General features: G+C 55.3%; 16 protein-coding genes and 1 other RNA gene. 6 read left to right on the top strand and 11 right to left on the bottom strand.

The features are described 5' to 3' along the window. Window positions 1–12: 12 nt before the first annotated feature. The 10 genes from L462_RS07630 to kbaZ all read right to left on the bottom strand — a co-directional run bounded on the left by L462_RS07630 (window position 13) and on the right by kbaZ (window position 10,194). On the bottom strand, window positions 13–1,185 hold the full coding sequence (locus tag L462_RS07630) for a MalY/PatB family protein (RefSeq protein WP_032679036.1): 1,173 nt from the start codon (window positions 1,183–1,185) through the stop codon (window positions 13–15). A gap of 12 nt (window positions 1,186–1,197) precedes the next feature. Beyond that, window positions 1,198–2,769, bottom strand: coding sequence for a maltose/glucose-specific PTS transporter subunit IIBC (malX, locus tag L462_RS07635; protein ID WP_032679035.1), 1,572 nt, complete (start codon window positions 2,767–2,769; stop codon window positions 1,198–1,200). 118 nt (window positions 2,770–2,887) lie between these two features. Then, complete coding sequence (kbaY, locus tag L462_RS07640) at window positions 2,888–3,760, bottom strand: tagatose-bisphosphate aldolase subunit KbaY (protein ID WP_014171757.1); 873 nt, start codon at window positions 3,758–3,760, stop codon at window positions 2,888–2,890. A 12-nt stretch (window positions 3,761–3,772) separates the two neighbouring features. Then, window positions 3,773–4,921, bottom strand: coding sequence for an SIS domain-containing protein (locus L462_RS07645; protein WP_032679034.1), 1,149 nt, complete (start codon window positions 4,919–4,921; stop codon window positions 3,773–3,775). Between the two features lie 246 nt (window positions 4,922–5,167). After that, window positions 5,168–6,301, bottom strand: a complete 1,134-nt coding sequence (gene nagA, locus L462_RS07650) for an N-acetylglucosamine-6-phosphate deacetylase (RefSeq protein ID WP_032679033.1) — start codon at window positions 6,299–6,301, stop codon at window positions 5,168–5,170. Next, window positions 6,298–6,732 (bottom strand): PTS galactosamine/N-acetylgalactosamine transporter subunit IIA, encoded by a 435-nt coding sequence (agaF, locus tag L462_RS07655; RefSeq protein ID WP_020883557.1) that lies wholly within the window; start codon window positions 6,730–6,732, stop codon window positions 6,298–6,300. Before agaF ends, nagA begins: the two co-directional genes overlap by 4 nt. Before the next feature lie 15 nt (window positions 6,733–6,747). Then, on the bottom strand, window positions 6,748–7,626 hold the full coding sequence (gene agaE / locus L462_RS07660; protein ID WP_020883558.1) for a PTS N-acetylgalactosamine transporter subunit IID: 879 nt from the start codon (window positions 7,624–7,626) through the stop codon (window positions 6,748–6,750). Further along, entirely contained in the window at window positions 7,616–8,395 is a 780-nt protein-coding gene (agaW, locus tag L462_RS07665) for a PTS N-acetylgalactosamine transporter subunit IIC (protein ID WP_020883559.1), read from the bottom strand. Before agaW ends, agaE begins: the two co-directional genes overlap by 11 nt. Window positions 8,396–8,405: 10 nt before the next feature. Next, window positions 8,406–8,879, bottom strand: a complete 474-nt coding sequence (gene agaV / locus L462_RS07670; RefSeq protein ID WP_014171751.1) for a PTS N-acetylgalactosamine transporter subunit IIB — start codon at window positions 8,877–8,879, stop codon at window positions 8,406–8,408. A gap of 19 nt (window positions 8,880–8,898) precedes the next feature. Next, window positions 8,899–10,194 carry a tagatose-bisphosphate aldolase subunit KbaZ gene (kbaZ, locus tag L462_RS07675; protein WP_254067903.1) on the bottom strand — a complete coding sequence of 432 codons (1,296 nt, stop codon included), beginning with the start codon at window positions 10,192–10,194 and terminating at the stop codon, window positions 8,899–8,901. Window positions 10,195–10,445: 251 nt separating this feature from the next. Between kbaZ and L462_RS07680 the strand changes: the two genes are divergently transcribed. Continuing rightward, entirely contained in the window at window positions 10,446–11,255 is an 810-nt protein-coding gene (locus L462_RS07680; RefSeq protein WP_020883561.1) for a DeoR family transcriptional regulator, read from the top strand. Between the two features lie 34 nt (window positions 11,256–11,289). Here L462_RS07680 and garD read toward each other — a convergent pair whose 3' ends face one another. Beyond that, a complete protein-coding gene (gene garD, locus L462_RS07685) occupies window positions 11,290–12,861 on the bottom strand; it encodes a galactarate dehydratase (protein WP_032679030.1) in 1,572 nt (523 codons plus the stop codon). A 407-nt stretch (window positions 12,862–13,268) separates the two neighbouring features. Between garD and garL the strand changes: the two genes are divergently transcribed. The 5 genes from garL (at window position 13,269) to tdcA (ending at window position 18,174) form a co-directional block, all read left to right on the top strand. Continuing rightward, complete coding sequence (garL, locus tag L462_RS07690; protein ID WP_032679029.1) at window positions 13,269–14,039, top strand: 2-dehydro-3-deoxyglucarate aldolase; 771 nt, start codon at window positions 13,269–13,271, stop codon at window positions 14,037–14,039. 21 nt (window positions 14,040–14,060) lie between these two features. Further along, entirely contained in the window at window positions 14,061–14,951 is an 891-nt protein-coding gene (gene garR / locus L462_RS07695) for a 2-hydroxy-3-oxopropionate reductase (RefSeq protein ID WP_020883565.1), read from the top strand. A gap of 60 nt (window positions 14,952–15,011) precedes the next feature. Continuing rightward, window positions 15,012–16,157, top strand: coding sequence for a glycerate 2-kinase (garK, locus tag L462_RS07700; RefSeq protein ID WP_032679028.1), 1,146 nt, complete (start codon window positions 15,012–15,014; stop codon window positions 16,155–16,157). 32 nt (window positions 16,158–16,189) lie between these two features. Continuing rightward, window positions 16,190–16,568, top strand: an RNA gene (gene rnpB, locus L462_RS24050) — RNase P RNA component class A. A gap of 685 nt (window positions 16,569–17,253) precedes the next feature. After that, the gene (tdcA, locus tag L462_RS07705) at window positions 17,254–18,174 is read left to right on the top strand and encodes a transcriptional regulator TdcA (protein WP_014171743.1); all 921 of its coding nucleotides are present in this window, start codon (window positions 17,254–17,256) and stop codon (window positions 18,172–18,174) included. Window positions 18,175–18,286 lie beyond the last annotated feature (112 nt).

Genomic DNA, 18,286 nt, shown 5'->3' with positions numbered 1-18,286 from the left:
GTAAGATCCTTATTAGTAATGCTTCAGCATTCGGGTGATGGACTGCTCCAGCCAGTAGCGCTGGGTGCCGAAATTAATGCGCAGGTAGTGTTCGCCGTTTTGGACGTAGTGGCTGCCATCTTCGAGGACGACGCCAGCCTGATGGGCGAAATGTCGGGTCAATTCAGTGGCGCTACGTTCATCTGCGCTGACGTCAACCCAGGCCAGATACGATGATTCCGGGTTCATCATTTTCCAGGCCGGGAAGTGGGTCTGGATGGCCTCTGCCAGATAGCAAGCGTTACGGCGCAGATAGCCGTTCAGCGCGTCGAGCCACGGCAAACCATGCTGGTAGGCAAGAATAATTCCCCATATCCCGAATATATTGGGTGAGGTGATGGCGTTCTTCTCAAGCTGGTGGCGAAAGCGCTGGCGCAGGGTGGCATCCGGAATGATGGCGTAGGAGGTTTTCAGCCCGCCAAGGTTGAACGCTTTATTCGGGGAGGTCAGCAGGATCAGATTGTCCTGCGCCGCGCAGCCGGATGCCAGACAGCTGACGAAATGACCGTCCAGAATATGTTCGGCGTGGACCTCATCAACCACCAGAAGGGTGCCGTAGCGTTGACAGAGGTCTGACACCTGGCGTATCTCATCGGCGTGCCAGATCCTGCCGGAAGGGTTATGCGGCGAGCAGAAGAACCACAGTTTTGGACGGTGCGTTCTGAGCTGTTCTTCCACCAGATTAAAATCAAGCTGGTAGCGATTTTCCCTCACGCACAGCGGGTTTGCCAGTATCGCTACCCCCTGACGCTGGGCGGCCATGGCAAACGGATCGTACACCGGTGTGTTCATCATCACCGTGTCGCCAGGTTTACAAAACGCCTGAACCGTATAATGCAGCGTGGAGACGGTACCGTACGTCAGCGTGATCCACGATTTATCGACGTCAACCTGATGACGTTCGTGCTGGAAGGCGATAACCGCATCGTAAAATTCGTCAAAGCACCAGGTGTAGCCGAAGGTGCCATGCTCCACGATGCGCTGGAAACCTTCTGTCACGGCAGGTGGGGAGGTGAAATCCATATCGGCAATCCACAGCGGGATAAAACCTTCAGGCACATCACCAAAGCGCGAGCGGACAAAGGCGTGATCCCATTTTCGACACCGGTCGCTTTTACGCTCAATGATTTCGTCAAAATTAAACACCACCACCCCCTGTTAAATTAAGGCTTCAATGCCGGTTTTTACGCTTTGCACCTGCGGGCCGATGATCACCTGGACGCTGTGCGCATCCAGCACCACAACCGACAATGCACCGGCCTCTTTTAACGCCTGCTGGTCGATGAGACTCATGTCTTTCACCACCAGACGCAGCCGGGTAATGCAATTATCAAGCGACTCGATGTTCTCTTTACCGCCGAGCGCACGCAGGATAAGCCCATGATCGTATTTCGATTTTCCGCGTGCCCGGGTATTGGCCTCGACGGCTTGCTGTGCACCCTGGGTGTCCACTTCACGGCCCGGCGTTTTAATATCGTGTTTGAGGATGTACCAGCGGAAGACGAAGAAGTAGAGGGCAAACCAGGCAATGCCTACCGGGAATACCAGATACCATTTGGTCGACATCCCTTGCATGACCCCGAAGATAAGCAGGTCCAGAATGCCGCCGTCGGTGTTGCCGATGGTCACCCCCAGCAGAGCCATGACCATCAGCGCCAGGCCCGACATCACAATATGGAAGGCGTAAAGGGCAGGGGCGATAAACAGGAACAGGAATTCAATTGGCTCGGAGATCCCGGTGACGACAGAGACCAGCACGCCGGAGAGCAGCAGGCCTTTAATCACCGGGCGGTTTTCCGGGCGGGCCGTGCGATAGATGGCGTATGCCACCGCCGGTAAGCCGAAGATAAAGGTCGGCATAAAGCCCTGCGACAGGAACGCGGTAACGTGCGGGCTGAACGGCAGACCCGCTTTCAGTTCGGCGTAGAAAATGTTCAGCGCCCCGGCGACTTCATGACCATTGACCATCTCAATACCGCCCGCGGGCGTGAAGCGCACCATCGCCAGCAAAATATGGTGCAGGCCAAAGGGTTTGAGCAGTAGTACCCCCACGCCGTAGAGGAACGGGCCGAACACGCTGGTGCTCTGGATAATATGGCCAATCCCGGTAATGCCCAGCGCAACGTACTCCCACAGCAGGGGAATAAACAGCCCCACCAGTGAGAGGGTGAGGGCGGTGATAATCGGCACAAAACGAATGCCGCTAAAGAAGGCGAACGCGTCGTGTAAAACGGTGTCCTGAAAACGTTCGTGCAGGAAAAAGGTAATGACCCCAACCACGATACCGCCCAGCACACCCATCTCCAGGGTTTGAATGCCCAGCACCATCGATTGCCCGACTTGTCTCATGGAGGCGGCATCGGCAAGCTGGTGGGTCGCAATCAGGTAATAATTGATGCTCATGTTCATCAGCATATAGCCAACAAACCCGGAAAAAGCGCCCACTGCTTTGTTGCGTCTGGCCAGCCCCATTGGGATCGCCATGGCAAACATGAGGGGAAGATAGGTAAAGGCGAAGCCGCCGACCATGGCAATAAAGCCAAAGGTGAGCTGAGTTAATTCGCCGCCCAGAAAGGGGAAACTTTTGAGGGTGGAGGGGCTGGTAACAGAACTACCGATACCCAGCAATAACCCCATAAAGGCCAGAAGGGAGACCGGGAACATAAAGGTCTTTCCCAGGCTCTGAAAAAACTCCCACGCTTTCGATTTAAACGACTTTTCCTGTGTCATGTAGGGACTCCTCGGAATTATTTATCGTAATGGAAGGCGCTGTCTGGCTTAAGGACGCGCCTTCATATTTGCGAGGCTTATAGTTATTTTTGAGTTATTGATGTTCTATGCGATGAGATCAGGCTTCCGCCGGGAGCAGCAATCGGTTCGCCGAGCCGCACACGGTGATTTTGCTTCTGACCACGTCTTTCATGGCATCCATGCCAACCCGCATGTAGAAACGCGGATCGTTGCCCTGCGGGTTCTCAGCAAACCAGGCCTTAACGGCGCCAGAGAACGCAATTTTTAGCTCGGTTGCCACGTTCACTTTGCAGACGCCCAGCTCTATGGTGCGGCGAACATCGTCATCCGGCACATCACTCGCCCCGTGCAGCACCAGCGGTACGCTCACCACGTCGCGGATTTCAGCCAGCCGTCGAAAGTCGATTTTTGGCCGTTTGGTATAAAGACCGTGAGCGGTTCCGATGGCCACAGCCAGGCTGTCGACGCCGGTCAGCGCAACGAAGCGTTTTGCTTCCTGCGGGTCGGTCAGGAACGCGCTTTCAGCGTCCACGCTCATGTCATCTTCCACGCCGCCCAGGCGGCCCAGTTCGGCTTCAACGCTGCAATCGTTGAGGTGGCAGAAGTCGACCACTGATTTCACCAGCTTTACGTTTTGCTCAAACGGATAGTGGCTGCCGTCGATCATCGCGCTGCGCACACCCGCGTTAACTTTGCGACGAATGTCGTCGAGCGATTCGTGATGATCGAGGTGCAGCGCCAGCGGCATGTCGTAAGTGGTGGAGTACGCGCTGCACAGGGCGTAGATCTCTTCCAGGGCAATGTGCTTAAAGGTGCCCGGCGTGCCCGCGAGGATCACCGGCGATCGCATTTCACTACACACTTCGAGGATCGCCTGGATCGTCTCCGCGTTATGGATATTGAACGCCGGTACGGCGTAGCCTTTCGCCTGGGCGTCCAGCAGAAGATATTTTGTCGAAATAATACTCATGATCGGATCCTCTCAAGCCTGCCACGGATGAATAACGACGCCCTGCACGACACGGTTAACCGTGCCGCTGGCGGACGGTGTATCCGGGGTATTGCCCACACGAAGTGACTGGGACAGGGCAAAGACCTGGGCGTACATCAGGAAGCAGAAGGCCTGCTCCATATCGATAAACGTGCGGGCAGGGGGCAGCAGGATATGCGGGCCAGCCTCAACGACCGGATCGGTTTCGGCGGCAATGGCCACCACGCGCATGGCCTGACGATCGCGGCGCAGCTCAGCAAGCAGATCCAGATCGTACTGCCGCGTATAGGGGTGGCTGGAGACAAACACCACCACCAGTGTTTCGCGATCCACCAGCGATTTAGGGCCATGACGGAAACCGGTTGGGGAATCGTAGAACGCCGCCAGCTTGCCTGCCGTCAGCTCCAGCACCTTCAGCGCCGATTCACGAGCGGCCCCCTGCAGCCCCCCGCTTCCCAGATAGACGATCCTTTTCCACGGATCGTTGCCAAAGACGCTCTGGCTGAAATCGCCCAGTGACGTGAGGATCGTCTGGCAGCGATCGGCCACATCGCGGAAGGTGTGGCTGTTGATCGTTTCCGGGGCGAAGACTGCCAGGCAGCTTGCCATCATGGTGGTAATGCTGCTGGTCATCGCGAACCCGCGATCGTGTGTTTCGGCAGGCATCAGCAGCGCATATGCGTTATCGCTGTTTACCGCGGTCTGATAAAGGCTTCCCGCCTCATTACAGGTGATCGACAGGTGGTAGCACTCCGGCACACACTGGTTTGCCAGTTCAACGGCGGCTACGCTTTCCGGACTATTGCCGGAACGGGCAAACGACACCAGCAGCAGCGGGTGTGCGGCGCTCAGGTAGTCCATCGGATTCGTGACCAGATCGGTCGTCGGTACGGCGGTAATGTTTTTCTCGGTGTGGCTGGCGAGCCAGGGCGCAATGATGTCGCCGATAAAGGCCGAGGTGCCTGCCCCCGTCAACACGATCCGTAGCTCGTGCTTGCGCAGCAGCGGCGCCAGGAAGTTATCGATCGACGCGCGCAGGTTATCGATATTGTTGAGTGAGCGGATCCAGCTGGCAGGTTGCTGGCGGATCTCTTCTTCGGTCCATGTGCCGGTGGTGGCGGTAGTGTTGGTTTCTGACATAACTCAGTCCTTAGTCGTGTGAATTCCACATCAGACGCTGGCAAACGTGTCGCTATCTTTCGTTTCGTTTCACTTGTTCACTTAAGCAGTTAAATAAAATCTATAGAAAAGAAATCGAAAGTTCAATGAAAGAAAAGAAATAAAACGAAAAGTGTGATCGGCAAAGAAAAGGCAATGATTACGGAAAGAAAAAGAAAGACCTTGCGATCGCTTGCCGCAAGGCCCAAAAACGGGACAATGAAAGGTCTAAAGGGGGAGAGCCAAACCCTGGATCCAGATCTGCTGAAGGTGGAAACCTTCATCCAGCGCAATAATATTGGCACGCTTGCCCGGTTTTAAGGAACCGAGCTGGTGATCAATACCCAGCAAGCGGGCAGGGTGCAGCGAGGCCATATGGATCGCATCCGCTGGCGTTATTCCCGCCTGCGCCACCATATTGCGCACGGCGGCATCGAGAGACAGCGTACTGCCTGCAAGCCCACCGGAAGCGGTGCGTACCACCCCACCGTGCATGTTGACCTCGTCGCCACACAGCCTGTAACGTCCGTCGGGCATCCCTGCGGCCTGCATGGCATCGGTAATCAGAACGATCCGCTCTTTGGCACAGCAGGCGCACAACCGCAAAGCACCCGGGTGAACGTGATGCCCGTCGGCAATCAGTTCCAGCCATGCCCGCGGGTCCGTCAAGCCTGCACCGACCATACCGGGTTCACGATGATGGAGCCCCGTCATGCCGTTATAACAGTGCACTAACCCATCAGCGCCCGCCTCAAAAGCGGCAAGCGTTTGATCGTACGTCGCGGCGCTGTGGCCGAGCATGACCCGTATCCCACGCTGCTTAAGGTGGCGAATGGCCTGCAACGCACCGGGTTTCTCCGGTGCCAGAGCGACAACCCTGAGGGTGTGTTGCGATACTTCAATCAGCGAGTCCAGTTCGCTGACATCCAGCTCACGAAACAGCGCTGGCGGATGTGCTCCTTTGTTCTGTGGCGTAAAGTAGGGACCTTCAAGATAGCTGCCCAGTATCTGCGCGCCAGGACCCCCGGACATACAGCGCCGGGCGATGCGTGCGAGCGCCCGGTGGACAGTCTCCAGCGGTGCGGTGACGGTCGTCGGTAAAAAAACCCCTGTGCCTTCACGCGCTTTATGCATCGCCAGCGTGTCCAGCACCTCTGGGGCATCATCCATCACGTCCACACCCGCGCCACCGTGAACGTGGGTATCGATATACGCCGGGCAAAGCTGGTCGGCATCCCGGGCATGCACGCCAGCTGGGATCGGCTCGATGGCGGTGATAATTCCGCTCTCCATGCGTAGCTGGTGATCCTCCAGCCAGCCCTGCTCGGTCAGCAGACGACGCGCGCGCAGCACCTGACTCATATCCCTTCCTCAGCGGGGGCTTCCTCACGACAGCGCCCCAGCTCATCCACCAGGCTGGTCAGGCCGCGATGCCCGCATTCCAGGGCCTGCAGGCGAAAGGCTTCGCTGCTTAACCCGTCGCGCTCCAGTACCATCTCAAGTAACAGCTGCAGGTTTGTACCGGTAATCACTTCGCTGCCGGGTCTTTTCATGGCGAGCGTTGATGCCACCCGAAACGGCGTCCCCCCGAGTAGATCGGTGAGAAACACAATATCGTGCTGCCCGTCCAGTTCACTGACTGCCTGTTCAAGCTGCGCAGTCAGCCGCGCGGTGGTGGAGCTTTCAGGAAAATCGATGGCGATAAACTGCGGCTGCTCGCCGAGGATTTGTTTCATCGCCTGTTCAAGCCCGCTGGCAAACCCGCCGTGACCCGTCAAAATAATGCCTAACATTGCGACCTCTTTGCTTTACAGGAAGTGACAGAACTTACCGACAACCCCCAGCACCACGGTGATACCGATCAGGCGCAGTGGGGTCCAGCCGCGACGAACCAGCCAGAACATGGTCAGGGTATAGACCAGCGGCAGGAAAGCGGGCATCAGTTTGTCGATAACGTCGGCTTGCAGCTTGACCACCGCATCCCCGGCCTTGATTTCAAGCGTGGTGTTGAGACGTACGTAGGTTGCCACCAGCGCGCCAATGACCGTCATCCCCACGATGGAAGCCGCATGGCCGACCTTTTTGGTATTGGCTTTAATCAGCGGGATGGCTGCCACACCCATCCGGTAGGCGTAATGTGCCAGGCCAAAACGCAGGCCAAGATGCACTACGTTAAACAGCACAATAAAGACCACCGCACCCAGTATGGAGCCTTGCAGGGCAAGGCTTGCGCCGATCCCGCCGCAAATTGGCAATAGCGTAAGCCAGAACATGGCATCGCCAATGCCGCCAAGCGGTGCCCCCACGGCAATCTTGGTGCTCTGGATACTGTTGACATCCTGCTTGGAGCGCTCCATCGCCAGGATGATGCCAATGACAAATGTCACCAGAAACGGATGCGTATTGAAGAAGCCCATATGGCCTTTCATGGCGCGGGCCAGATCCCGCTTGTTGGTATGGATCTTTTTCAGCGCGGGCAGGAGGCCATACAGCCAGCCGGAAGCCTGCATACGTTCATAGTTAAACGAGGCCTGCAGCAGCATCGAACGCCAGGCGACACGGTTAATATCCTTTTTCGTCAGCTCGGCACCAATATGTTGATCTTCATAGACGTTTTCATTCACGCCCGTGAGCAGCGTCTCTTCGTGTTCAGAAACGCCAGGCAGCGTAGTTTGATTAGATGCCATCTTCGAATTCCTCTTTCTGGGCTGCAGGTGTCGCCGGTTCAGGCGATTTACGCATCAGGTCAATCAGCGCCATTGCCAGCGCGGCCGCGGCAATCGCCAGCACCGGCAGTTTCAACCAGGCTGCGGCAACAAAGCCGATGATAAAGTAAGGGATATAGACGTTTTTCATCATGATTTTCAGCAATACGGCGAAGCCAATTGCGGGCATGATGCCGCCGGCGACGCCGAGGCCGTCAATCAGACGTTCCGGCAGCACATCAATGGCGGTTTTCGCGTGTTCAGCGCCAAAGTAGATCGGCAGGAAGGCACACAGAAAATAGAAGATACCGAGCGCCAGCAGTGCCAGATAGTTGACCCTTTCGATGCCGTTCGTGTCCGCATTGGCTGCCATGCGGTCACAGCGGGACATCACCCCGGACATGACGGAGAACAGGAAAGTGATCCCCATCTGTACCGCAACCGCAAACGGGACTGCGACCCCAACGGCGACATCCGGCTTCACACCGGTGCTGATCGCGAAAGTAGTGCCGACAATCGTGCCAATAATGACGTTTGGCGGTTGCGCGCCGGCCAGCGGAGCCAGCCCCATCCAGACCAGCTCCAGCGTACCGCCCGTTAAAATACCGGTGTGCAGATCGCCCAGAATGAGGCCAACCAGCGGCCCGAGCACCACCGGGCGGTGCATGTGTGTTAACCCGTTAAACATATCCAGGCCCGCGATAAAGGCGAGAATGCCCAGCGCGAATGCCTGCAAGAGACTAATTTCCATTGTGAATCCCTCAGAGCAGTTTAAAGAGATCCAAAGCAGTCTCAGTCGGAACACCCTGAACGAAGCATTCCACTCCGGCGGCTTTCAGGCCGTTAAATGCGGCGATATCGTTCGCATCGACAGAGACCGTTTTGGCAATTTGTTTTTTGCCACTGGCGTAATGCAGGTTTCCTACGTTGATACGGGTGATGGGCACGCCGCCTTCGACCAGCGTCAGAAAATCCGCGGGTGATTTGCAGACCAGCAGAATTTTCTGGCGCTCGGCAGCGCGATGAATGTTGTCGATCACTTTTTGCAGCGACCAGAAACGCACGGCGATCCCTTCTGCGAGCACCATCTCCATCAGGTTTTGTTGAACCGGATCCTCAGCGACTTCATCATTAGCGACCAGCACCAGGTTGGCCCCCGCAAACCCAACCCATTGCACACCTACCTGACCGTGGATCAGGCGTTCATCGATGCGGCATAAGACAATGTTTGGCATAGCGCTTTCCTCTTTTTAATTATGCGTTTTGAGTCGTTACGCCTTCGCAGGCGGCATGGTACTGCTGGAGTATGTCCTGAATGTGGTCGAGGATGAGGTCCCGTGGTGTCGACTTGAGAGCACCCTCGCGAACTTTGCTGTACTGCAACGGCAGGTACTGGCTGATCAGCGGCAGCGGGATCGGTTCGTCTGCCAGGTTGCGTACCAGTCGCGCAAAGGCTTCGTCAATCTGGCTGTCCGGCCAGTAATAGCGCACCCGATCGGAGTAGCTATACCCGCGTGCCAGGCGTCGCGCATTGCCATCACCGTGATAATGGCTTTGCCAGTATTCGGGGCGATCGAGCATCACGTTTTCCAGGACATGACGCAGGCCCGAACAGGCTTTTGCAGGCAGCAACTCTTCTTCAATGGCGGCCAGCGAGAACAACGCTTCACGCAGGGCAAAGGTCAGTGCCGGGCCAACTTTGAGGATGGCGAAGTGATCTTTCACCAGCTGGCGCAGCGCCTGCGGTGTCTGGTAGTCGGTAGAGTGCGCTTCAAATATCAGCGTGTCGTAAGCTTCAACCATATGGCTCAGGGCGACGGCGTTTTGGGGTTGATAGTCACACACATGTGCGTGGTCAAACTCAACGCCAGGCTGAACCACCAGGCCAATAATGCGTGGCCAGATGTCGCTTAACCCTTCTTTCTCGAACGCGTGGCGGTGAGCTTCAAGGGTGGCACGCGCGGCTTCTGGGGTCGTGACGGCAAGCTCGGTGAGCGTTTCATGCGCGCCGCCCGGAACCGGCACTTCCGTACCGATGACATAGACCAGGTCAGCGACATCAGCGTGCGCCAGGCTGGTTTTCTCCGCAATTTTCGCCAGGCGCGCCGCGCGCTCGGCAACGATGGCGTCGGTTAACGGTACTGGATCGTCTTCGCAGGACATGCTGCAGTCGAGGTGGATCTTTTTAAACCCGGCGGCGACATAGCTTCTGATCAGATCTTCGGCATTCGCCATCGCCTGCCGGGCAGGCAGGTTTTGCCAGCGGTTTGGCCCTAAATGATCGCCACCGAGGATCAGTTGCGATGTCGGGAAACCAAGGGATTCCGCCAGCTTACAGACGAACCCGTGAAAATCGGCGGGCGTCATACCGGTGTAACCGCCAAATTGATCCACCTGATTAGAGGTGGCTTCAATCAGCAGCGGCGTGTGATGCAGTTGGGCGTAACGAATTGCGGCTTCAAGTACCAGTGGATGTGCGGAACAAACGGCATAAATCCCGTTCGCATTCCCCCGTTTATGTTGTTCCACTATTTCTGTCAGATGTTTCACTTTCCTCTCCATTTCGGATGGTGATGGTTTTCATCTTTCGTTTTGTTTCATTTAATCCTGCATCATGGTGGTATAAAAATAAAACGAAAGATAATAGTTTTCCGATCTGTTTCACAAAAGAAACATAATGAAAGGTTTCAGCGACGAGGGAGTGCGCTGACTGGAAGCAGGCAGGGCTTGCATTCCCATAAAAGAAAGGCGTTAATAGACAAAACGAAATGAAACGAAAGACCATTTATTAAGGAGCTCGCATGAGCAGCACCGATTCATCCGCGGAGAAGCGCGTCACCGGCACCAGTGAAAGGCGAGAGCAGATCATTCAGCGGTTGCGGGCACAGGGAAGCGTGCAGGTTAACGATCTTTCTCATTTATATGGCGTTTCCACGGTGACGATCCGTAACGACCTGGCGTTTCTTGAGAAGCAGGGCATTGCCGTTCGTGCTTATGGCGGAGCGCTGATTTGTGAAGGCAATGCGCCTGGCACCGAACCCTCCGTGGAGGATAAAAGTTCGCTCAATACTGCAGTTAAGCGCAGTATCGCGCAGGCGGCCGCCGCGCTGGTGAAGCCGGGTCATCGCATTATTCTGGATTCCGGAACCACGACGTTTGAAATCGCCCGTATGCTGCGTCAGCATACGGATGTGATTGCCATGACCAACGGAATGAACGTGGCGAATGCATTACTGGAAGCGGAAGGGGTGGAGCTGCTGATGACCGGTGGGCACTTGCGCCGCCAGTCGCAATCCTTTTACGGCGACCAGGCAGAGCAGTCCTTACAGAATTACCACTTTGATCTGCTTTTTCTGGGGGTCGACGCCATCGACCTCGATCGCGGCGTCAGTACCCACAATGAAGATGAAGCCCGACTGAACCGACGGATGTGCGAGGTGGCAGAACGTATTATCGTGGTCACTGACTCCAGCAAATTTAACCGTTCGAGCCTGCATAAAATCATCGATACCCAGAGAATCGATATGATTATCGTCGATGAAGGGATTCCGCCTGAGAGCCTGGAAGGGTTGCGTAAGAGTGGGATAGATGTGGTGTTGGTGAAGGGATAAGTTGCCCCCTCTCTTCGGGAGAGGGGGAAAACGGTCACGTCACCGGTGCCGGGTTAAACACCGCCAGCTGGTTATGTAATCCCCATTGATCGGAGAACGTCTTCTTACGGCCGCTTGCCACGTTCAGAATGAAGTGGAACAGCTTCCAGCCGACATCCTCGATACTCTCTTCGCCAGTGGCAATGGTGCCCGCGTTGATGTCAATTAGGTCATACCAGCGGTTTGCCAGCTCGGTACGGGTGGCCATTTTAATCACCGGTACCGCCATCAGCCCGTACGGCGTGCCGCGCCCGGTGGTAAAGACCTGTACCGTAATGCCGGACGCCACCTGCTGTGTGCCACAGACAAAGTCGCTGGCCGGGGTCGCTGCGTAAATCAGGCCGCGTCTGGTGGGGCGCTGGCCCGGGGAGAGCACTTCAACAATGGCGCTCTGGCCGGATTTGGCAATCGAGCCGAGGGCTTTTTCCACCACGTTCGCCAGACCGCCTTTTTTATTGCCCGGAGAGGGGTTGGCGCTGCGATCGGTTTGTCCCATGTCGAGATAGTTATCGTACCAGGCCATCTCCTCAAGCAGGCGTTTGCCCACCTCTTCATTGATGGCGCGTGGGGTGAGCAGATGGATGGCATCACGCACTTCGGTCACTTCGGAGAACATCACCGTGGCGCCACAGCGGACAAACAGATCCGAGGCATAGCCCACCGCCGGGTTCGCCGTGACGCCTGAAAACGCATCGCTGCCGCCGCACTGGGTGCCTATCACCAGCTCTGATGCCGGGCAGGTCTCGCGCTGGCGCTGGTTCAGTTTTTCCAGATGGCGCTCCGCCACCTGAAGGATATCGTCAACCATTGAACGGAATCCGACGTGATGCGCATCCTGCAAACGAACAATGCTGGCCTCGTCGACCGGAATGGCATTCACATCTTCGGTTCCCTGCAACAGACGCTCTGGCTGCAGCTTTTCGCAACCCAGACCAATGACCATCACTTCGCCACCGAAATTCGGGTTCAGGGCGATATTATGGATGGTACGAATCGGTACCACGGCCGCCGGAGCATTGATGGCCACGCCGCAGCCGTACAAATGGTTCAGACCTACCACGCCGTCGACATTCGGGTATTTCGGCAGCAGGTCGCGCTCAATGATTTTCACCACGTAATCCACCACGCCTGCCACACAGTGCACGCTGGTGGTGATACCGAGTAGATTCTTGGTGCCTACGCTGCCGTCCGCATTCCTGTACCCTTCGAATGTGTACCCTTCCAGTGGGGGCAGTGGCTCAGGAACCCGGGTGGCCAGGGGTAGCGTGTTCAGCGGCGGCGCTTCGGGTAGCTCAACCAGCGACTCCTCAATCCAGCTCCCCTGAGGAATAGCGCGAACCGCATACCCGATAACTTCGCCATACCGCACGATTTCACCGTGGGCCGGGATATCCACCAGAGCGACTTTATGCCCCTGCGGAATATGTTCAGTCAGCTCCAGCCCATCCGGGAAACGGGTGCCCGCTTTTAGACCGTTGTCGTTAACAATTATCGCCACATTATCCGTGTCGTGAACTTTGATATAGAACGCCGTCGGCGACGCTTGTCGAATTTCAATGTCGGCCATTGTTCAATATTCTCCAGCAAAATGTCTGATAGTAAATGCAGCCAGGGGATGTTTATTTTCTTATCGCAGAAATAAAGACGCGGCTTGAGTCAATAAAGAATGTCAGGAGACGAGATATCAAAATGTGATCCCGATCGCTCCTTAAAACCGGCGCAGATGCCACCCGGCCAGCAATGCCTGATTCTGTGCATCAGCGCCCATCGCGTTGTGCATATGCTCAAAATATTATCAAAATACGTCGCAATGCTTGAGCATTAAAACAATGTGCTGCCATGACGTGAAGATTATACTGAATGACGATTTTATAACGCCTAAATTATGTCAGGAAATAAATATAACGCTGACGCTGCGTCTGAAAATATAAATATGAACCTGAATAAGACTGCGGAATTAAAAAGGTAAACGTGATGAATAATGATATCTTCCCGAATAAGTTTAAAGCGGCCCTCGCGGCGCACCAGATCCAGATTGGCTGCTGGTCCGCGCTGGCAAGCCCCATCAGCACCGAAGTACTGGGCCTGGCCGGTTTCGACTGGCTGGTGCTGGACGGCGAACATGCGCCGAACGATATCAGCACCTTTATTCCGCAGTTAATGGCGCTCAAAGGGAGCTATAGCGCGCCGGTGGTTCGCGTCCCGACCAACGAGCCGGTAATCATCAAACGTCTGCTGGATATTGGGTTCTACAACTTCCTGATCCCGTTTGTGGAAACGGAAGAGGAGGCGGTGCAGGCCGTGGCGTCAACACGTTATCCGCCGGAAGGGATCCGCGGGGTCTCCGTTTCCCATCGTGCCAATATGTTTGGCACCGTCCCGGACTACTTCACACAGTCCAACAGCAACATCACCATCCTGGTACAGATTGAGAGCCAGCAGGGGGTCGATAACGTCGACGCTATCGCTGCCACCGACGGTGTGGATGGCATCTTCGTTGGCCCAAGCGATCTTGCTGCGGCATTCGGCCATCTGGGCAATGCGGGTCATCCGGAGGTGCAGCGCGCTATTCAGCACATCTTTGCCCGTGCCAACGCGCACGGCAAACCGTGCGGCATTCTGGCGCCGGTTGAGGCTGATGCCCGCCGCTATCTGGAGTGGGGAGCGACCTTCGTTGCCGTCGGTAGCGACCTCGGCGTATTCCGCTCGGCCACGCAGAAGTTAGCGGACGCCTTTAAAAAATAACCATCATTGAGGAAACGAATTATGACGCTGAAAGTGGGTTTTATTGGCCTTGGGATCATGGGTAAACCCATGAGTAAAAACCTCATCAAAGCAGGTTACTCCCTGGTGGTTGCAGACCATAATCCGCAAGCCGTGGCCGAGGTGATTGCCGCAGGCGCAGAAACCGCAGCAAACGCCAAAGCGATTGCTGAGCAGTGCGATGTCATTATCACCATGCTGCCAAACTCCCCGCATGTGAAAGAGGTGGCCCTGGGGGAGAACGGCATCATTGACGGTGCCAAACCCGGCCTGGTGGTAATTGACATGAGTTCTATCGCGCCGCTGGCAAGCCGTGAAATCAGTGAGGCGCTAAACGCGAAGGGCGTCGATATGCTGGATGCCCCGGTCAGCGGCGGAGAGCCCAAAGCCATCGACGGCACCCTGTCGGTGATGGTTGGCGGCGATAAAGCTGTTTTCGACAAATACTACGACCTGATGAAAGCCATGGCGGGATCCGTGGTGCATACCGGCGATATCGGGGCGGGTAACGTCACCAAGCTGGCAAACCAGGTGATTGTGGCGCTGAACATTGCCGCAATGTCGGAAGCGCTGACGCTGGCCACCAAAGCGGGCGTTAACCCTGATCTGGTGTATCAGGCGATCCGTGGCGGCCTGGCGGGCAGCACCGTGCTGGATGCCAAAGCGCCCATGGTGATGGATCGTAACTTCAAGCCCGGCTTTAGAATCGACCTGCACATTAAAGATCTGGCGAATGCCCTGGATACCTCCCACGGCGTGGGCGCGCAGCTGCCGCTGACCGCCGCCGTCATGGAGATGATGCAGGCCCTGCGCGCGGATGGTCTGGGCACTGCCGACCACAGCGCGATTGCGTGCTACTACGAAAAACTGGCGAAGGTGGAAGTCTCTCGCTAATAAAAACGGACGCGGGAACGCGTCCGCTATTTTTGCCGAGTGCGGTAACAGGCGACAACTATGAAAATCGTAATCGCGCCAGATTCCTGGAAAGAAAGCCTTTCTGCCTCCGGGGTTGCTCAGGCGATTGAAAAAGGATTTCGGGAAATTTTCCCCGACGCACTTTATGTTTCGGTGCCGGTTGCTGACGGCGGGGAAGGTACGGTTGACGCGATGATCGCCGCCACCCAGGGCACAGAACAGTATGCCAGGGTCACGGGCCCGTTGGGTGAACAGGTAAACGCCCGCTGGGGCATGTCCGGCGATGGCCGCACGGCATTTATTGAGATGGCCGCCGCCAGCGGTCTGTCACTGGTCCCGGCCACCCAACGTAACCCGCTCGTCACCACGTCCCGGGGTACCGGGGAGCTTATTCTCAGCGCGCTGGATAAAGGTGCCCGACATATCATTATCGGCATTGGCGGCAGTGCCACCAACGACGGCGGCGCCGGAATGATGCAGGCGCTAGGGGCCACGCTCCGCGATGCCAACGGCACTGAAATGGGTTATGGCGGCGGCAGCCTGATGGCGCTCAACAGCGTCGATCTCTCCGGCCTCGACGCCAGGCTAAAAGATTGCACAATCCACGTCGCGTGCGACGTCACGAATCCGCTGGTTGGCGAGAGAGGCGCTTCCCGTATCTTTGGCCCGCAAAAAGGGGCGACAGAGGAGATGATCCTCACTCTCGACGCTAACCTCAGCCACTATGCCGATGTGATAAAAAAATCTCTGCGAATTGACGTGAAACAGGTTCCCGGTGCGGGTGCCGCGGGAGGCATGGGGGCGGCCCTGATGGCCTTCCTCGGCGCGGAACTGAAGAGCGGTATTGAGATTGTCACCCAGGCACTTAACCTCGAAGAACATATTCACGACTGCACGCTGGTACTGACGGGCGAAGGGCGCATTGACAGCCAGAGCATTCAGGGCAAAGTGCCCGTCGGTATCGCCCGTATCGCCAAAAAATACCATAAGCCGGTGATCGGCATTGCCGGCAGTCTGTCCCGGGATGTGGGGGTCGTGCATCAGTATGGCATCGACGCGGTATTCAGCGTGCTGAGCTGCGTCGAGTCGCTGGAAGAGGCTTACCGTGGGGCGTTTGACAATATTTACCGCGCCTCGCGCAATATCGCCGCCACTTTGCAGATAGGGATGCACACCCAAGGGTGACAGCAGGGCACAAACCCTCTATACTGCGCGCCGAAGCTGACCAGACAGTCGCCGCTTCGTCGTCGTCCCCTTTCGGGGGGAGACGGGCGGAGGGGAGGAAAGTCCGGGCTCCATAGGGCAGGGTGCCAGGTAACGCCTGGGGGGGAAACCCACGACCAGTGCAACAGAGAGCAAACCGCCGATGGCCCGCGCAAGCGGGATCAGGTAAGGGTGAAAGGGTGCGGTAAGAGCGCACCGCGCGGCTGGCAACAGTCCGTGGCACGGTAAACTCCACCCGGAGCAAGGCCAAATAGGGGTTCACATGGTACGGCCCGTACTGAACCCGGGTAGGCTGCTTGAGCCAGTGAGCGATTGCTGGCCTAGATGAATGACTGTCCACGACAGAACCCGGCTTATCGGTCAGCTTCAACTTCTTACAAAACCCCGCTTCGGCGGGCTTTTTTTTTATCGGCCTTAGAAATTGCAAGCAAGTGCCACCCGATGCATCGCTCAAACGACATCAATTATCATATTTGCGACATTAAGCACATTTCACTGCTTTCACCCCTTCAGCCTCTTTTTCGCATCTGCTGGCGATCGTAATCACAAAATTTCGCGCTAAAGAATCCTGATTCTGCAGTATTGTTAATTTGTTATGAATGTTGCTTTTATGATCGTGAATGTTTTCTTATTTGATATATGTATATTGAATTCAAAAACATTTAGCTCATGAATGTGTGATGCATTCCACTGTTTCCCGAAAGTCAGCAAAATCACCCCTGACAATTTTGATAAATTGAAAGAATGTTTTAAACGAATTACGGTTATTTATTAATCTTTAATTGCCTGAAAGATAGTCTTTATCGATTTTTTTAGCGCCGAAAAATTTACCTGTGTTATCGCCATAAAATAAATTTATTACTGCTCTTTTTGTTGATCAATATCAGCGTTATGGCGTATTTATTCTAATGTAACTTATTGATAATAAGGTGTTTTAAAGGATTATCGTTATGCTGATTAAGGGGGTGAAAAAGCAAATTGTGAGTAACAGCACATACCCCCGTCAGCCATATTGAGTAGAATCCACCCCGTCATAGGGAAATAAGCGCAGAATATTATGAACACTATTATTCTACCGAAAACACAGCACCTCGTGGTATTTCAGGAAGTCATTAAAAGTGGCTCCATTGGTTCTGCTGCAAGACAACTGGGCCTGACGCAACCTGCCGTCAGCAAAATTATCAGTGATATCGAATCTTACTTTGGCGTTGAAGTCATGGTGCGCAAAAACACCGGCGTTAAACTGACTGCGGCAGGCCAGGTATTACTCTCGTATTCTGAGTCGATCACCCGCGAGATGAAAAACATGGTGAGCGAGATTAACAGCCTCAGTTTCAGTACCGTCATGGATGTCTCCTTTGGTTACCCGTCGCTCATTGGCTTCACCTTCCTGTCCGAAATGATCAAAAAATTCAAGGAAGTGTTCCCGAAAGCGCGCGTCTCGATGTACGAAGCTCAGCTGTCCTCTTTCCTGCCGGCCATTCGCGACGGTCGGCTGGATTTTGCCATCGGCACCTTAAGTGATGAAATGCTGCTGCAGGATCTTCATGTCGAGCCGCTGTTTGAGTCTGAGTTTGTCCTGGTAGCCAACAAATCACGAACGTGCACCGGCTCGACTACACTGGCATCACTCACGGATGAACAATGGGTGATGCCGCAAACCGATATGGGCTACTACAAAGAACTTCTAACCACCCTGCAAGACAATCACATCAGCATTGAAAACATCGTCCAGACCGATTCCGTCGTGACCATTTATAACCTTGTCCTGAATGCCGATTACCTGACGGTTATTCCCCGCGACATGATTGCGCCATTCGGTTCCGACCAGTTTATTGTACTGCCGGTGGAAGATGAATTACCCATAGCGCGTTATGCCGCCGTGTGGTCAAAAAATTACAGAATTAAGAAATCGGCGTCAGTATTAGTCGAACTGGCAAAACAATACGCGTCACTGACCAGTGAAAGACGACGATGATTAAATAACCCTCTGATAACGCGTTAACCTGTTTAAAAACACCCAGAGCTTATTTTATCCGTGCTCTGATACCCTGACTTTGCCTGAAGAAAATGAATTATTATAACGAGGA

Source organism: Enterobacter sp. BIDMC 26, from assembly GCF_000534435.1.
GTDB classification, from domain to species: domain Bacteria; phylum Pseudomonadota; class Gammaproteobacteria; order Enterobacterales; family Enterobacteriaceae; genus Enterobacter; species Enterobacter ludwigii.
Note: the sequence above shows the minus strand (reverse complement) of the source record. Positions and strands in the feature narration are given on the sequence as shown.

Excerpts from the sequence above, each read along its gene's own strand:
- malX (WP_032679035.1), bottom strand. The coding sequence starts at position 2,769 with ATGACACAGGAAAAGTCGTTTAAATCGAAAGCGTGGGAGTTTTTTCAG.
- kbaY (WP_014171757.1), bottom strand. The coding sequence starts at position 3,760 with ATGAGTATTATTTCGACAAAATATCTTCTGCTGGACGCCCAGGCGAAA.
- L462_RS07645 (WP_032679034.1), bottom strand. The coding sequence starts at position 4,921 with ATGTCAGAAACCAACACTACCGCCACCACCGGCACATGGACCGAAGAA.
- nagA (WP_032679033.1), bottom strand. The coding sequence starts at position 6,301 with ATGAGTCAGGTGCTGCGCGCGCGTCGTCTGCTGACCGAGCAGGGCTGG.
- agaF (WP_020883557.1), bottom strand. The coding sequence starts at position 6,732 with ATGTTAGGCATTATTTTGACGGGTCACGGCGGGTTTGCCAGCGGGCTT.
- agaE (WP_020883558.1), bottom strand. The coding sequence starts at position 7,626 with ATGGCATCTAATCAAACTACGCTGCCTGGCGTTTCTGAACACGAAGAG.
- agaW (WP_020883559.1), bottom strand. The coding sequence starts at position 8,395 with ATGGAAATTAGTCTCTTGCAGGCATTCGCGCTGGGCATTCTCGCCTTT.
- agaV (WP_014171751.1), bottom strand. The coding sequence starts at position 8,879 with ATGCCAAACATTGTCTTATGCCGCATCGATGAACGCCTGATCCACGGT.
- L462_RS07680 (WP_020883561.1), top strand. The coding sequence starts at position 10,446 with ATGAGCAGCACCGATTCATCCGCGGAGAAGCGCGTCACCGGCACCAGT.
- garD (WP_032679030.1), bottom strand. The coding sequence starts at position 12,861 with ATGGCCGACATTGAAATTCGACAAGCGTCGCCGACGGCGTTCTATATC.
- garL (WP_032679029.1), top strand. The coding sequence starts at position 13,269 with ATGAATAATGATATCTTCCCGAATAAGTTTAAAGCGGCCCTCGCGGCG.
- garR (WP_020883565.1), top strand. The coding sequence starts at position 14,061 with ATGACGCTGAAAGTGGGTTTTATTGGCCTTGGGATCATGGGTAAACCC.
- garK (WP_032679028.1), top strand. The coding sequence starts at position 15,012 with ATGAAAATCGTAATCGCGCCAGATTCCTGGAAAGAAAGCCTTTCTGCC.
- tdcA (WP_014171743.1), top strand. The coding sequence starts at position 17,254 with ATGAACACTATTATTCTACCGAAAACACAGCACCTCGTGGTATTTCAG.